The organism is Streptomyces sp. NPDC006602 (genome assembly GCF_042870385.1).
Classification (GTDB): domain Bacteria; phylum Actinomycetota; class Actinomycetes; order Streptomycetales; family Streptomycetaceae; genus Streptomyces.
In genome coordinates, this window is record NZ_JBIAHG010000005.1 from 515,965 (window position 1) to 530,287 (window position 14,323).

13 protein-coding genes and 3 tRNA genes are annotated in these 14,323 nt (G+C 69.3%); 9 read left to right on the forward strand and 7 right to left on the reverse strand.

Annotation, left to right across the window (positions count from 1 at the left end; genetic code table 11):
- Positions 1 to 75 precede the first annotated feature (75 nt).
- Positions 76 to 327, reverse strand: coding sequence for a DUF3073 domain-containing protein (locus ACFYO2_RS17585; protein ID WP_388349473.1), 252 nt, complete (start codon positions 325 to 327; stop codon positions 76 to 78).
- 300 nt (positions 328 to 627) lie between these two features.
- Positions 628 to 1,734 carry a Leu/Phe/Val dehydrogenase gene (locus ACFYO2_RS17590; RefSeq protein ID WP_388349475.1) on the reverse strand — a complete coding sequence of 369 codons (1,107 nt, stop codon included), beginning with the start codon at positions 1,732 to 1,734 and terminating at the stop codon, positions 628 to 630.
- Between the two features lie 224 nt (positions 1,735 to 1,958).
- Between ACFYO2_RS17590 and ACFYO2_RS17595 the strand changes: the two genes are divergently transcribed.
- Both ACFYO2_RS17595 and bldC read left to right on the forward strand, forming a co-directional pair.
- Positions 1,959 to 2,801 (forward strand): hypothetical protein, encoded by an 843-nt coding sequence (locus tag ACFYO2_RS17595; RefSeq protein ID WP_388349477.1) that lies wholly within the window; start codon positions 1,959 to 1,961, stop codon positions 2,799 to 2,801.
- Positions 2,802 to 3,358: 557 nt separating this feature from the next.
- Positions 3,359 to 3,565 carry a developmental transcriptional regulator BldC gene (bldC, locus tag ACFYO2_RS17600; protein ID WP_033321412.1) on the forward strand — a complete coding sequence of 69 codons (207 nt, stop codon included), beginning with the start codon at positions 3,359 to 3,361 and terminating at the stop codon, positions 3,563 to 3,565.
- A 495-nt stretch (positions 3,566 to 4,060) separates the two neighbouring features.
- On the opposite strand, the gene ACFYO2_RS17605 is transcribed toward bldC, so the two are convergent.
- From ACFYO2_RS17605 to ACFYO2_RS17625, 5 genes are all read right to left on the reverse strand, one after another.
- Complete coding sequence (locus ACFYO2_RS17605) at positions 4,061 to 4,282, reverse strand: DUF6274 family protein (RefSeq protein WP_388349479.1); 222 nt, start codon at positions 4,280 to 4,282, stop codon at positions 4,061 to 4,063.
- A gap of 204 nt (positions 4,283 to 4,486) precedes the next feature.
- Positions 4,487 to 4,561, reverse strand: a tRNA-Asp gene (locus tag ACFYO2_RS17610).
- A 94-nt stretch (positions 4,562 to 4,655) separates the two neighbouring features.
- Positions 4,656 to 8,672 (reverse strand): ATP-dependent RNA helicase HrpA, encoded by a 4,017-nt coding sequence (gene hrpA, locus ACFYO2_RS17615; RefSeq protein ID WP_388349481.1) that lies wholly within the window; start codon positions 8,670 to 8,672, stop codon positions 4,656 to 4,658.
- 129 nt (positions 8,673 to 8,801) lie between these two features.
- Positions 8,802 to 8,875 (reverse strand) — tRNA-Phe (locus tag ACFYO2_RS17620).
- A gap of 24 nt (positions 8,876 to 8,899) precedes the next feature.
- Positions 8,900 to 8,974, reverse strand: a tRNA-Asp gene (locus ACFYO2_RS17625).
- 293 nt (positions 8,975 to 9,267) lie between these two features.
- On the opposite strand from ACFYO2_RS17625, the gene ACFYO2_RS17630 reads away from it, so the two are divergent.
- The 7 genes from ACFYO2_RS17630 (at position 9,268) to ACFYO2_RS17660 (ending at position 14,313) form a co-directional block, all read left to right on the forward strand.
- The gene (locus ACFYO2_RS17630) at positions 9,268 to 9,831 is read left to right on the forward strand and encodes an O-methyltransferase (RefSeq protein ID WP_388349483.1); all 564 of its coding nucleotides are present in this window, start codon (positions 9,268 to 9,270) and stop codon (positions 9,829 to 9,831) included.
- A gap of 38 nt (positions 9,832 to 9,869) precedes the next feature.
- Complete coding sequence (locus ACFYO2_RS17635) at positions 9,870 to 10,175, forward strand: hypothetical protein (RefSeq protein ID WP_388349485.1); 306 nt, start codon at positions 9,870 to 9,872, stop codon at positions 10,173 to 10,175.
- Positions 10,175 to 10,543 (forward strand): hypothetical protein, encoded by a 369-nt coding sequence (locus tag ACFYO2_RS17640; protein ID WP_388349487.1) that lies wholly within the window; start codon positions 10,175 to 10,177, stop codon positions 10,541 to 10,543. The genes ACFYO2_RS17635 and ACFYO2_RS17640 overlap by 1 nt, the downstream gene beginning before the upstream one ends.
- Positions 10,543 to 11,994, forward strand: coding sequence for an FAD-binding oxidoreductase (locus ACFYO2_RS17645; RefSeq protein WP_388349489.1), 1,452 nt, complete (start codon positions 10,543 to 10,545; stop codon positions 11,992 to 11,994). The genes ACFYO2_RS17640 and ACFYO2_RS17645 overlap by 1 nt, the downstream gene beginning before the upstream one ends.
- Positions 11,991 to 12,764: an SDR family NAD(P)-dependent oxidoreductase gene (locus tag ACFYO2_RS17650; protein WP_388349491.1), complete on the forward strand. Its 774-nt coding sequence runs from the start codon at positions 11,991 to 11,993 to the stop codon at positions 12,762 to 12,764. Before ACFYO2_RS17645 ends, ACFYO2_RS17650 begins: the two co-directional genes overlap by 4 nt.
- Before the next feature lie 110 nt (positions 12,765 to 12,874).
- Positions 12,875 to 14,104 (forward strand): cytochrome P450, encoded by a 1,230-nt coding sequence (locus ACFYO2_RS17655; protein WP_388349493.1) that lies wholly within the window; start codon positions 12,875 to 12,877, stop codon positions 14,102 to 14,104.
- A 14-nt stretch (positions 14,105 to 14,118) separates the two neighbouring features.
- Positions 14,119 to 14,313, forward strand: a complete 195-nt coding sequence (locus tag ACFYO2_RS17660) for a ferredoxin (RefSeq protein WP_388349495.1) — start codon at positions 14,119 to 14,121, stop codon at positions 14,311 to 14,313.
- Positions 14,314 to 14,323: the final 10 nt, after the last annotated feature.

Consider the following 14,323-nt stretch of genomic DNA (forward strand, 5'->3'; position numbering starts at 1 on the left):
CGACCCTGACGAGGGCAGAGCAAAACCCGGTCCGGCGGTGGTGACCGCTGGACCGGGTCATGCAGAGCTGAATCGTCAAGCGCCGCGGCGTTGCGACGACGGACCGGACTCGTCGTCCTCGTCCTCGTCGTCGTTGTAAAGATCCGCGTACTGGGCGTACGGGTCGTCTTCGTCCTCGTCGTCCTCGAACGGCTCGCCGTTCGGAGGTTGACTAGAAGTCGAAGCGCCCAGCTCGCTGGCCAGACGCGACAGGTCAGTCCCGCCGCTGTTGTACTTCAGCTGGCGGGCGACCTTCGTCTGCTTGGCCTTGGCCCGGCCGCGCCCCATGGCTCGACCCCCTCGGTGATGGGGCTCGGCGGCCCCAGAGTCTTGACACGCGTTCATGATCTGGAACGGGCTCTCCGTGGAGAGACCGGTCCGTAGGGCTTCCACGGTACCTGAGCCCGCGCCCATACGGTACGTCGCCCGCAGGACGTGGCCGAACCCAGAACCCGCGAGGTGCCCTGTCCTCGCTGGTCAACCGCGATTTTAACCACTTCTTGGCGGCCGACCCGCCGACGAACGTGAGAGTTCTCTCTAAGTGTGCGCCGACGGGTACCGGTCAAACCTGCGAACGTGCCTCGCGGGTCAGCGCGCCCGGCGGGCCGCGGCGGCCTCGTGCATCCGCTGCTCGGCGATCCGGTCGGCCGCGGCGGCCGGCGGAATCCCGTCCGCCTTCGCACGTGCGAAGATGGCGAGCGTGGTGTCGTAGATCTTCGCGGCCTTCGCCCTGCACCGCTCGAAGTCGAACCCGTGCAGCTCGTCGGCGACCTGGATGACACCGCCGGCGTTCACCACGTAGTCCGGCGCGTAGAGGATCCCGCGGTCGGCGATGTCCTTCTCCACGCCCGGGTGAGCGAGCTGGTTGTTGGCGGCGCCGCACACGATCTTCGCGGTGAGCACCGGTACGGAGTCGTCGTTCAGGGCCCCGCCGAGCGCGCACGGGGCGTAGATGTCCAGGCCGTCCACCCGGATCAGCGCGTCCGTGTCGGCGACGGCCGTCACACCCTGCGGGTGCCGGTCGAGGATCCGCCGTACGGCCTCCCCGCGCACGTCCGTGATCACGACCTCGGCGCCCTCGGCGCGCAGGTGCTCCACCAAGTGGTGCCCGACCTTGCCGACGCCCGCGATGCCGACCCTGCGGCCGCGCAGCGACGGGTCGCCCCACAGGTGCTGCGCACAGGCGCGCATGCCCTGGTAGACGCCGAAGGCGGTCAGCACGGACGAGTCGCCGGCACCGCCGTTCTCGGGCGAGCGCCCGGTCGTCCAGCGGCACTCGCGCGCCACGACGTCCATGTCCGCGACGTACGTGCCGACGTCGCAGGCGGTGACGTACCGGCCGCCGAGCGAGGCGACGAACCGGCCGTACGCGAGGAGCAGCTCCTCGGTCTTGACCTGGTCCGGGTCGCCGACGATCACGGCCTTGCCGCCGCCGTGGTCGAGACCGGCCATGGCGTTCTTGTACGACATCCCGCGGGCGAGGTTCAGCGCGTCGGCGACGGCCTCCGCCTCGTTCGCGTACGGGTAGAAGCGCGTACCGCCGAGCGCGGGGCCCAGGGCGGTGGAGTGGATCGCGATGACGGCCTTGAGGCCGCTGGCGCGGTCCTGACAGAGCACGACTTGCTCATGACCCCCCTGCTCCGAGTGGAACAGGGTGTGCAGTACATCAGCAGGTGCGCCGGTTACGTCGGTCACTGTGGTGACTCCTGAAGTAAGTAGCGGCGGGGTGGAGACCAGCTCCCGTACGGGTGGCGGGGGCTCTGAGCATGAGATTAGAGCCTGGGCGCCCCGATCACCGCGCAGTGCTCAGGATCACCTGCTCGCGGAGTACGTCCGTGCGACGATTTGCATAGTTTTCCCGCTCGTTTGTGTGCGGGTTTCGCAGGTTTTCCTGGCAGACGGCGGGGGAGGGAGCAGGCGTGCCCAAGGTGTCCTCGTTGATCGTCCCGTACGCGACCTATCTGCGCGTGTACGAGCCGCTGGCCGCCTTCCCGGAGCCCGAGCGCGGCCACTGGGCGCGCTACGCCCGCCGCCCCGACCGCCCCTCGTACCAGGACGAACTCCGCCGCTCCCTGGCCGACTTGCTGCCCACCCCGCCCATCCCGGTGCCGGTGCACGAGAGCGGCGACGCGTTCGTGCTGGACGTCGACGGGGTGGTGTGCGTGTGCCCGTGGCGCACCCGGCTGCGCGGCTGGCAGGCGCTGGCGGAGCTGGGCGAGGAGCTGCCGAGGCCGGTCCTGGAGGCGGTGCTGCCGGAGGTCGTACGGCAGCAGGCGGCCAAGGACTACGAGCGCTGGCTGGCCCGCAACCCGGACGCCCGGCCCTGGATCCGCACGGCGACCTGGCAGGTGCCGCTCAACTGGTTCGTGCTGGTCTCCGACGGGGAGCGGCGCTTCGACAAGGGCTCCGGCGAGGTCCCCCCGATGCTGCGCTACCGGACGCCGATGGTGCAGGCCCGGCGCCGGGTCGCGCGGGGCCTCAGGGCGCTCAAGGAGGCCATCGACGAGGGGCCGCTGATCGACGGCCTGGTGGACGTCGGGCGCTGGCTGGAGGAGTTCCACCCGCGCTCGCTGGTGGAGTTGGACTACGGCGGCCTGGTGCACGCGCTGCCGCCCGGCGAGCTCGAGGACGACCACTCGGCGGCCGATGTGGCCGAGGGCATCGAGGCGCTGCGCAGCGGTGACGGGGTCGCGGCGGGCGAGGCGTACGCGCGGCTCGTGGAGCGGTGGCGGGCGGTCCGGGACCGGCGGTCCGCGAACTGAGCGTGCCCCAGGTAACGAACTTACGTTTGACCTGACGCCCGTTTTGGGGTTTCGTCCTCGGACCGAGGTTTCTCATCGGTATGTCCTGAGGTTTCGTCAACAAGGGCTGTAGGTCCCGATCCGGGGCCTTTGACGCCAAGCGTGACGGAACGCACGTACGCGGCCCTTGCGTCCCTTGCCCCTCCTCATGCCAAAATAGGACAAGGAGTCCGGGGGAACTCCGTCCGTCCCGTTCTGTTGCAGTACGGGCGGAATCTCGGCATCGCACGCTTTGGGGGGTCTGATGGCTCCTGATCGTCCTGTGACTGATCGTCACAGTGGCGTGACTGTCCGCTATGGCATGGTCCATCGGCTTCCGTCGCTGATGAACACCTGGAGGGGCAATTCCATCGGTTTGGCCGACGCGGCTGGACAGATGGTGTAGTTGTAGTGCCGAGGACAAGCCGTTCGTCCTATAACCGACTCGACTCGCGTCCGCCATTTCGGGCAACGCGGGTCAAGGTGCAGAATTTAGAGGAAAGAACCGAGAAGGTTCGGTTCTCCCGAGGAGGCCGCTCATGACCGCTCGCACCCCTGATGCCGAGCCGCTGCTGACCCCGGCTGAGGTCGCCACGATGTTCCGCGTCGACCCGAAGACGGTCACGCGGTGGGCGAAGGCCGGCAAGCTCACTTCGATTCGAACGCTCGGCGGACACCGCCGTTACCGCGAGGCTGAGGTCCGCGCTCTGCTCGCGGGCATCCCGCAGCAGCGCACCGAAGCCTGAACAACTAAATAACCGGGCAAAACCGGCAGGTCCCCCAACTTGCCGCAGCGCCTGGAACCTTGGCTACAAGCGACGCGGGTTCTGCCCCAACAGAGCCCACGCCCAGGCCCCCTGAGGGCTTCCCAAAGCAGTGACAGGGTGCGTCGTCGATCGCGCTGGACTCCGCCGGGTCCAGCGCGATCTTTTTTGTGTGCGCCCGTGTGTGTGACGGTGTGGGCGTGTGGACGCGGCGTGGCCGACGGGGCCGCTCTGTGAGCGGGCTTGTCGGAGTCTGGGGAGGGCTGTCGGATCTCCTGTGGGTGCGTCCTGACGCTGGTGCAATTGCACATATTAAATTGACCAGTTGTAGGCGAGGTGTAAGTACCGCAGGTTCAGAAACTCATGCGGTGACACCCGTCACATGCCAGGGTCCTTGTTACTGGTGGGTCATATGCACTAAAGGAGGCACCTGTTCCATCGCCCCACAGTGGGGCGGGTGTTGGGACCGGGCGACGCTCACGCACTGGTCGGACTCTCGTCCTCGACGCTCTCCTCGGGCGCTTGTGCGGCCTGTGCGGCCGGTGCTGCGGCCTGTGCCGCCCGTGGGGCGCCGTCCATCGCCAGTCGCAACAGGCGGTGGCAGATCGGGCAGTGACGCGTCAGATGGCCATAGGAGGAAGCGGCCGACAGATGCGCACGGAGTAACGCCCGAGTCTCGTGCCTGGTCGATGCCGCCATACCCCACCTCCATGGGCCGCGCGGGAAACGGGGCCCTGGTTTCTGGGTACCCAGCGAAAGTGACGGCGTCAAGGGCGCGGTGGACTCCGCCGGTTGAGCCGGTGCCGGACGCCGGTGCTCATCCGCCACCCGACTCGGTCGGTCAGGAAGTGATGGCATGAGTAAGGCCCGCTGCCGGTGGCGAGCGGGCCTGTACTTTTACTGCGGTCCTGACGGGATTTGAACCCGCGGCCTCCACCTTGACAGGGTGGCGAGCACTCCAAGCTGCTCCACAGGACCAGGTTTCGCGGCGCCATTCGTGCGTTGCGCTGCGAGAAGAGACTGTACAGGAGGGTGAGCCCACCGCGCGAACTCACCCAACGTGCCCGCGGCGTTACGGGATCGCCGCGTCGATCGCCTTCACGATCCGCTTGTCGGAGATCGGGTACGCCGTGCCGAGGGCGTGGGCGAAGTAGCTGACCCTGAGCTCCTCGATCATCCAGCGGATGTCCAGGACCGAGGACGGGATCGGGCGGCCCTGGGGCATCTGCTCCAGGAGCCAGGCGTACTCGTCCTGCATCTCGTGGACCTTCTCCATGCGGGCGGTGTCCCGCTGGACGCCGGTCGGCATCTGCTGGAGCCTGCGGTCCGCGGCGACCAGGTAGCGCATGAGGTCGGGGAGCCGCCGTATGCCCGCCTCCGTCACGAAGCCGGGCTTCACGAGGGCGTCCAGCTGCCCCCGTACGTCCTGGAGGTTCGCCAGCAGCACCGCGCTGCGTACGTCCTTCAGGCGGCGCTCACAGGCCTGCCAGGCGGCGAGGACCTGCTGTACCTGCCCGACCGCACGGACCGTCGTGTCGACGATGTCCGCGCGGACCTTGTCGTACAGCTTGCGGTACGACTCCTCGTCCCACACCGGGCCGCCGAAGTCACCGATCAGCTTGTCCGCGGCCGCCATCGCGCAGTCGTCGAAGAGGGCCTGGATCGAGCCGTGCGGATTCGCGGACAGGGCGAGCTTCTGGGCGTTCGTCAGGCGATCGCTCGCGAACTTCGCCGGGTTGACCGGGATGTTGCGCAGGATGAGCCGCCGCGTGCCCTTCCACATCGCCTCCGTCTGCTCGGCCTCCGTGTCGAAGAGCCGTACGGAAACTGTGTTCGTCGTCGGTCCGTCGTCGACCAGCGCCGGGTACGCCTTCACGGGCTGGCCGGCGCGGCGGGTCTCGAAGACGCGGGTGAGGGAGCCGATCGTCCAGTCGGTGAGGCCCTTGCGCTCCAGGGACTCGCCGCCCTGGCGCTCGGCGGTCGCCGCGGCGGCCTGGGAGAGGGCCTGGCGGGCCTTCGGCTTCAGCTGGAGCTTCAGCGCCTCCAGGTCCTTGTCCTCGGCCAGCTTGCGGCGGCGCTCGTCGACGATCCGGAAGGTGATGCGGAGGTGCTCGGGGACCTTGGACCAGTCGAAGTCGTCCGCGGTGAAGGGCACGCCGACCATGCGCTTGAGCTCACGCGCCATGGTGGTGGTGAGCGGTTCCTGCAAGGGGACCGCCGTGTCCAGGAACCGCTTCGCGAAGTTCGGCGCCGGCACGTAGTTGCGGCGGATCGGCTTCGGGAGGGACCGGATCAGCTCGGTGACCAGCTCTTCCCTGAGGCCGGGAATCTGCCAGTCGAAGCCCTCGTCGGTGACCTGGTTGAGGACCTGGAGCGGGATGTGGACGGTCACGCCGTCCGCGTCCGCACCCGGCTCGAACTGGTACGTCACCCGCAACTTCAGCGGCCCCTGCCGCCACGAGTCCGGATAGTCGTCCTTGGTGACCGCCTCCGCCGACTCCCGGATGAGCATCTCCCGCTCGAAGTCGAGAAAGTCGGGCTGCTCGTGCCGCTTGTGCTTCCACCAGGAGTCGAAGTGGGCGCCGGACACCACGTGTTCGGGCACCCGCTGCTCGTAGAAGTCGAAGAGCGTGTCGTCGTCGACCACGATGTCCCGGCGCCGCGCGCGATGCTCCAACTCCTCGACCTCGCTGAGGAGTTTGCGGTTGTCGGCGAAGAACTTGTGGTGCGTACGCCAGTCGCCCTCGACCAGGGCGTTGCGAATGAAAAGCTCGCGGGACGCTTCCGGGTCGATCCGGCCGTAGTTGACCTTGCGCTGGGCGATGATCGGGACGCCGTAGAGCGTGACCTTCTCGTACGCCATCACCGCGGCCTGGTCCTTCTCCCAGTGCGGTTCGCTGTATGTCCGCTTCAGCAGATGCTCGGCGAGTGGTTCGACCCACTCGGGCTCGATCTTGGCATTGACGCGGGCCCAGAGGCGGGAGGTCTCCACCAGCTCGGCGGACATCACGAAGCGCGGCTGCTTCTTGAAGAGGGCGGAGCCGGGGAAGATCGCGAACTTGGCGCTCCGCGCGCCCAGGTACTCGTTCTTGTTGCCGTCCTTCACGTCCTTCATGCCGATGTGCGAGAGCAGACCGGCGAGGAGGGAGACGTGGACACTGTGGTCGGCCGCGTCCTCCTCGTTGAGGTGGATGCCCATCTGTTTGGCGACGGTCCGCAGCTGCGAGTAGATGTCCTGCCACTCGCGGATGCGCAGGAAGTTCAGGTACTCCTGCTTGCACATGCGCCGGAAGGACGAGGAGCCCCGCTCCTTCTGCTGCTCACGGATGTACCGCCACAGGTTGAGATAGGCGAGGAAGTCGCTGGTCTCGTCCCGGAAGCGGGCGTGCTGCTGGTCGGCCTGGGTCTGCTTGTCGGCGGGGCGCTCGCGCGGATCCTGGATGGACAGCGCGGCCGCTATCACCATGACCTCGCGGACACAGCCGTTCTTGTCGGCCTCCAGGACCATGCGCGCCAGGCGCGGGTCGACGGGCAGCTGCGCGAGCTTGCGGCCGGTGTCCGTGAGCCTCTTGCGTACGTCCTTCTGCGCCGGGTCCAGCGCGCCCAGTTCCTGGAGGAGTTGGACGCCGTCGCGGATGTTGCGGTGGTCCGGCGGGTCGATGAAGGGGAACTTCTCGATGTCACCGAGGCCGGCGGCGGTCATCTGCAGGATGACGCTCGCCAGGTTCGTACGGAGGATCTCCGCGTCCGTGAACTCCGGGCGGGCCTCGAAGTCCTCCTCGCTGTAGAGGCGGATGCAGATGCCGTCGCTGGTCCGCCCGCAGCGGCCCTTGCGCTGGTTGGCGCTGGCCTGGGAGACCGGCTCGATGGGGAGCCGCTGGACCTTGGTGCGGTGGCTGTAACGGGAGATGCGGGCGAAGCCGGGATCGATGACGTACTTGATGCCCGGGACGGTGAGGGAGGTCTCGGCGACGTTGGTCGCCAGAACGATCCTGCGGCCGGTGTGCTGCTGGAACACGCGGTGCTGCTCGGCGTGCGAGAGCCGCGCGTAGAGGGGGAGGACCTCGGTACCCTGCCCATTAGCGCCTCCGGCGCGGGGGTAGTTCTTCTTGGTCAGGGCATCCGCGGTGTCGCGGATCTCCCTCTCCCCGGAGAGGAAGACGAGGATGTCGCCCTTGCCCTCGGCCTGGAGTTCCTCGACGGCGTCGCAGATCGCGGTGATCTGGTCGCGGTCCCCTTCTTCACCTTCGGCGGAGTCGGACTCGTCTTCGATGAGCGGCCGGTACCGCACCTCGACGGGATACGTCCGCCCGCTGACCTCGACGATCGGGGCGTCGCCGAAGTGCCGGGAGAAGCGCTCGGGGTCGATGGTCGCCGAGGTGATGACGACTTTCAGGTCCGGCCGCTTGGGCAGCAGCTGGGCGAGGTAGCCCAGCAGGAAGTCGATGTTCAGGGACCGCTCGTGGGCCTCGTCGATGATGATCGTGTCGTAGGCGCGCAGCTCGCGGTCGGTCTGGATCTCGGCGAGCAGGATGCCGTCGGTCATCAGCTTGACGAAGGTGGCCTCCGGGTTCACCTGGTCGGTGAAGCGGACCTTCCAGCCGACGGCTTCGCCGAGAGGCGCATCGAGCTCCTCCGCGACCCGCTCGGCGACGGTACGGGCGGCGATACGACGGGGCTGGGTGTGCCCGATCATGCCGCGGACACCCCGCCCCAGCTCGAGACAGATCTTCGGGATCTGGGTCGTCTTCCCGGACCCGGTCTCACCGGCGACGATCACGACCTGGTGATCACGGATGGCCTCCGCGATCACGTCCTTCTTCTGGCTGACCGGCAGCTGCTCGGGATAACTGACGGCGGGCACCCGACCGCGCCGCGCACTCATCCGCTGCTCGGCCTTCGCCACCTCCGCCTCGATCTCGGCGAGAACGGCGGCACGGCCCTCCGGCTTACGGATCCTGCGCGCACCTTCGAGCCTGCGCCCGAGCCGGTGCGCGTCGCGCAGGGTCAGCTCGGTCAGGCGGGGGGCGAGAGCGCCGAGGTCAGGGGTGCCCGGAGCGGAGGCGCCGGGGGCGGGGTGTGTAGACATACGCGGTCCAGGATCTCATCCCAGGGAAAATCGTGGCGAACGCTTTTGCGTCCGACGTACGAGTGCGACGTACGGCGACGTACGGCGACGTAAAAGAAGGCCCCGATCCGAGGATCGGGGCCTTGGTTGTGGCTGGGGCCGGGATCGAACCGGCGACCTATCGCTTTTCAGGCGATCGCTCGTACCAACTGAGCTACCCAGCCACGAGGTTTCCGAGGAAACCTCAGCGGTCCTGACGGGATTTGAACCCGCGGCCTCCACCTTGACAGGGTGGCGAGCACTCCAAACTGCTCCACAGGACCTTGCTGTTGTGCGAACCGGTGAATCCAGTGTCCCACAAGGTTTCGCGTGTCCCCACCGAGTTTCCGCCGCTCTCACTGGTGAGTGCGGAGGGGCCCGTCAGCTGGGGTGACGTCGCTGGAGCAGCGTATCAGAGGATGAGCTGGGCCCTGAAAACGAGCTGGGTGCGGGGGGCTGGAGGGCGGCTGGAGGCTCGCTCGGGGCGTGGTCCAGGGGCGTCGCCCGCGGGGACGGGGTCTGGAACGCTCGGCCGGGAGATCTCGAATGTCTCGACACTCGTGACGGGGAGTTCCGCATGCCCGATGCCGCATGTTCCACCGCATGGTCCACCGCGTCTTCCGCCGAATCCCACGCCGTGCCCTCCCGCGAAGCCGGCACCGCGACCCTTCTCCGGCAGCTGGTGCTGGCGGCCGGGCCGCTCAACGTGCTCCAGGCCGGCTGTCCGGACGAGTCGTCCACCGCGTGGATCGCGGCGGCGCTGCGGGAGAACGGGAGGGGCCGGGTCGTGTGCTGCGAGCCGGACACCGTACGGGCCGAGGTGGCCGCGGCGGCGGTGGAGAAGGCCGGGCTCGGACGGTACGCGCAGGTGCGGGCGGGCAGTCCGGAGCGGTTGCTGCCGGCTGTTCCCGGGCCGGTCGACCTGCTGGTGCTCGGCGGGCCGCCGGAGTCCTTCCTGACGCTGCTGAAACTGGTGGAGCCCAGGATGCTGCCGGGAGCGGTGGTGGTGGCGTACGGCGTCCGTGACGTTCCGGCGCGGGGGGCGGAGTTCCTGACCCACATCCGGGTCCCCGGCAGCGGCTATGTCTCGCTGCCGCTGCCCTTCGACGGCGGCGTGGAGATGGCCGTCTGCGCGGCCTGACCCGCCCCGAGGACTCAGGACTCACACCAAGGAGCGTCGTGTCCGTTCGTCCGTTCAATCCCGAATTCCTGCCCGAGGGGCATCCCGACAAGGTGGCCCGCGAGGACCGCGGCACTGTGCTGGGCGTCGTGTGGCGGGGGCTGGTGCGTTACTGCCTGCGGCCGGCGTACCGGGCTCTGGTCGCGCTCGGGTCCACGCATGTGGCCGGCCTGTGGCATCCGGAGTTCGGCACCCTGTGCCGTCCCGCGGAGGACGGCACGCCCACCTACAGGGCGTCTCGAGCGCGTCTTGAGAGCGGGCCGGAAGTCTGGCCGCAACATCCCACCTCCCGAGGAGAACTGTGATGAGCGACGCACGTCTGGTCGGTACCTGGACCACGCAGCTGGACGACGACGGAAAGGCCGTTCCCGGACTCGTCTCCTTCTCGTCGGACGGCTCGGTCGTCTCCACCCAGCTCAACACCAAGAACATCGGCCTCGGCACCTGGCGCTCCACGGGCCCCGACACCTTCGAGTACGGCTTCCACATCCTGGCCGCCGACCCCGAGGGCAAGCACGTCGGAGAGGCCCATGTCCGGGTGGCGGGCGAGTTCGTGTCGGACACCGAGTGGCAGGGCACCGGCGGTGCCGAGTTCTTCGACCCGCAGGGCACCAAGCTGCGCGGCCACGCGGGCTCCAAGGTGACCGCCGGCAAGTTCGGCATCGACGACTGATGCGGGCGGCGGCGCTGCGGGACCGTATCGGCGGCGAGCTGGTCCTGCCGGACGATGCGGGCTTCGCCCTGGCCAGACAGATCCAGAACACCGAGTACGACACGATCGAGCCGCACGCCGTCGCGTACTGCGCGTCCGAGCGGGACATCGCGCTGTGTGTGCGCCATGCCCGGGACCAGGGACTGCGGGTGCACGTCCGGGGCGGCGGCCACAGCTTCAACGGCTGGTCGACGGGCGAGGGACTGGTCGTCGACCTGTCCCGGATGAACCACGCCGTGGCCGCCGGGCCCGTGGTGCGGCTCGGCGCGGGCGTCCAGTCGCTGGACGCGCTGGACGCCCTGCGGACCCAGGGCCGGCAGATCGTCACCGGGACGTTTCCCACGGTCAGTGCGGGCGGGTTTCTGACCGGCGGCGGGATCGGCTGGCAGACGAGGAGCTTCGGGCTGGGCAGTGACCGGGTCACCGCGGCGCGCGTGGTGCTCGCGGACGGCAGGACCGTGCGCTGCTCGGCCACCGAGGAGCCCGATCTGTACTGGGCGCTGCGCGGCGGCGGAGGGGGCACCTTCGGCGTCGTCACCGAGTTCGAGGTGTCCCCGGTCGACGCGGCCGTGCTGACCGGGTTCGAGACGCTCTGGGCGTACGAGGACGCCGTGGAGGTGCTGGCGGCCTGGCAGGAGTGGGCCGTCGACGGGCCGGACGAGCTCGGCACCTCCCTGGTGGTGCTGCCCGGCATGTTCGGGCCCGGCGGGCGTCCCGTGGTCCGGGTCTGGGGGGTGCACCTGGGGACGGCCGAGGAGGTGCGGGCCGCCCTGGACGAACTGGCGGAACGGGCCGGGAGCAAGCCGCTGAGCCGGACGGTCGGCCCGCGGGGCGACTATGCCGAGGTGATGCACGAGGCGCTGTGCGGTTCGAAGACCGTGGCCCAGTGCCATCGCACCGGTACCGGGCCCGAAGCGGAGGGGCACCGGCATCCGTACACCCGGCAGAGCTACCGGCTGACCGGTCGGGCCGCGACCCGTGCGGAGTCGGCGGCGCTGCTCGACGCGTGGGATCCCACGCTGGACGCCGAGGGCCAGGAACGCTACCTGCTGTGCGTCGCGCTCGGCGGCGCGGCGAACCGGGTGCCGAGGACCGCGACCGCCTACGCCCACCGGGACGCGCGGTTCCTGATCGGCTATCAGTTCGCCTGCCGTGACGTGGCGACGGACCCGGCGGCACCGGCGCGGCTGACCGCCCTGGCCGACCGTGCGGCGGCGGCCCTGGCCCCGCTCGCCTGCGGCTCGTACATCAACTTCCCCAGTTCCCGGGTGGATGGGGACTGGGAGCGGGAGTACTTCGGTGAGAACCGGGCCCGGCTGCGCGAGGTGAAGCGGGCCTACGACCCGGAGGACTTCTTCCGGCACGCCCAGAGCATCGGCCACAGTGCCCCGACGACCGAGGTGGAGTCATGAGGACGGATCTGCGGAACAAGGTGGTGCTGGTCACCGGCGCCTCCTCGGGCATCGGCCGGGCGACGGCCGTGGCGTACGGGGAGGAGGGGGCCCGGGTCGCGATCACGTACCACTCGAACGAGGACGGTGCCCGTCAGACGGCGCGGCTGGTGACGGAGGCGGGTGGCACGCCGCTGGTGGTGCGCTACGACCTCGCGGACGAGCGGTGCATGCGGGAGGCGGTGGAGCGGGTCGCCGAGGAGTGGGGCGGCATCGATGTGCTGGTGGCCAACGCGGTGGTGTGGAGCGAGGCGATTCCGCGTCCCGGCAGGCCGGTGCCGCGCTTCGAGGACGTGCCGGCGAAGCAGTGGCAGGAGGTGCTGCGCACCTCCGTCGAGGCGGTGTTCCACACCCTGCAGTCGGTGCTGCCGTGGATGCGCGGGCGCCCGTGGGGCCGGGTCGTGCTGCTCGGCGCGGGCCTCGCGGACACCGGCAAGGCGGGCGCGGGAGCGTACGGCGCGGGCAAGTCCGCGCTGTTCGGGCTGATGCGGAGTCTGGCCTGGGAGCTGGGGCCCGAGGGGATCCTGGTCAACATGGTGGTGCCCGGCCAGACCAGCACCGAGACCGTCCGCGCGCACGTGCCGCCCGGCTTCCTGGAGGAGAAGGGCAAGAGCCTGCCCTCGGGGCGGATGTCGGCGCCCGAGGACGTGGCGAACGCCGTTGTCTTCCTCGGCTCCGCCGCCAACGGCAACACCAACGGCGAGACGCTGCGGGTGACGGGCGGAGCCTGAACCCGCCGTTGCGCCGAACCGAGCCCCGTCGCCTCCAGGGATCTTCCAAGCGTCCTCAAGAGCGGCGGGGCTCAATGGCCTGTGTCGGGAACCGACCCAGCAGGCGCACCATGACGCAGACCACCAGGCCGGCCGCGGGAACCGAGGCGCCGGACTATCCGATGACCCGGGCCTGCCCCTATCAGATGCCCGTCGGCTACGAGGAGTTGCGCGAGCGCGGGCCCCTCACCAAGGTCACGCTCTACGACGGACGCCAGGTGTGGCTGGTCACCGGCAACGAGGTGGGCCGGGCCCTGTTCCCGGATCCGCGGCTGTCCTCCGACGTCCTGCATCCCGGCTTCCCGTTCCTGGCCCCGCGTATCGCCGCCCAGACGCAGCAGCGGGCGGCGCCCCCGCTGGTCGGTGTGGACGATCCCGAGCACGGCCGCCAGCGGCGCATGGTGATCCCGGGCTTCGGTATCCGGCGGGTCGCCGAACTGCGCCCCGAGATCGAGCGGATCGCCGAGGCTCTGATCGACGAGATGCTCGACCGGGGCAGCCCCGCCGAACTGCTGTCCCAGTACGCGCTTCCGCTTCCCTCGGCCGTGATCTGCGCCCTGCTCGGCGTGCCGTTCGAGGACCGCGGATACTTCGACGAACGGTCCCGGCACGTGCTGTCCTCCTCGGGTGAGGGAGAGGCGGATGTGGCCCGTACGGCGTTCACCGAGATCCTGGCCTATCTGTACGACCTGATCGTGAAGAAGGAGAAGCAGCCGGGCGACGGCCTGATCGACGAACTGATCGCCCATCAGCTGAGCGAGGGCTCTGTCGACCGCCAGGAACTGGCGATGATCTGCTCGCTGCTGCTCGTCTCGGGGCACGAGACCACCTCGAACATGATCGCGCTGGGGACCGTGACGCTCCTCGAACATCCCGACCAGCTGGCGCTGTTGCGGGCGGACGAGTCCCTGCTGCCGGGCGCGGTCGAGGAGTTGATGCGTTTCACCTCCATCGGCGACGTGCTGATGCGGGTGGCGGCCGAGGACATCGACATCGCGGGGCAGACCATCAGGGCGGGTGACGGCGTGGCCATGTCGACCATGCTGATGAACCGCGACCCCCGGGCCTGGGAGGACCCCGACTCCTTCGACGTCCGGCGCTCCGCCGGACGCCATGTCGCCTTCGGCTACGGCATCCACCAGTGCATCGGCCAGAACCTGGCCCGCGCGGAGATGGAGATCGCTTTCCGCACCCTCTTCCGGCGCATCCCGGGCCTGCGGGTTCCGCTCCGCTCCGACCAACTGCCCTTGAACGCCCCGTACGTGCTGCAGGGAGTCGCCGAACTCCCCGTCGAATGGTGAGTGAGGGATCAGGTATGGGCATCAGTGTCGCGACGGACCGGTGTATCGGGGCCGCCATGTGCGCCATGACGGCCCCCGAGGTGTTCACCCAGGACGAGGACGGAGTGGGGCAGTTGCTGCCGGGCGGGGCCGAACAGGCCCGTGACCCCCTGGTGGAGGAGGCGGCCCGGGCCTGCCCGGTGCAGGCCATCACCCTGCACGACGAGTGAGCCGAACCGT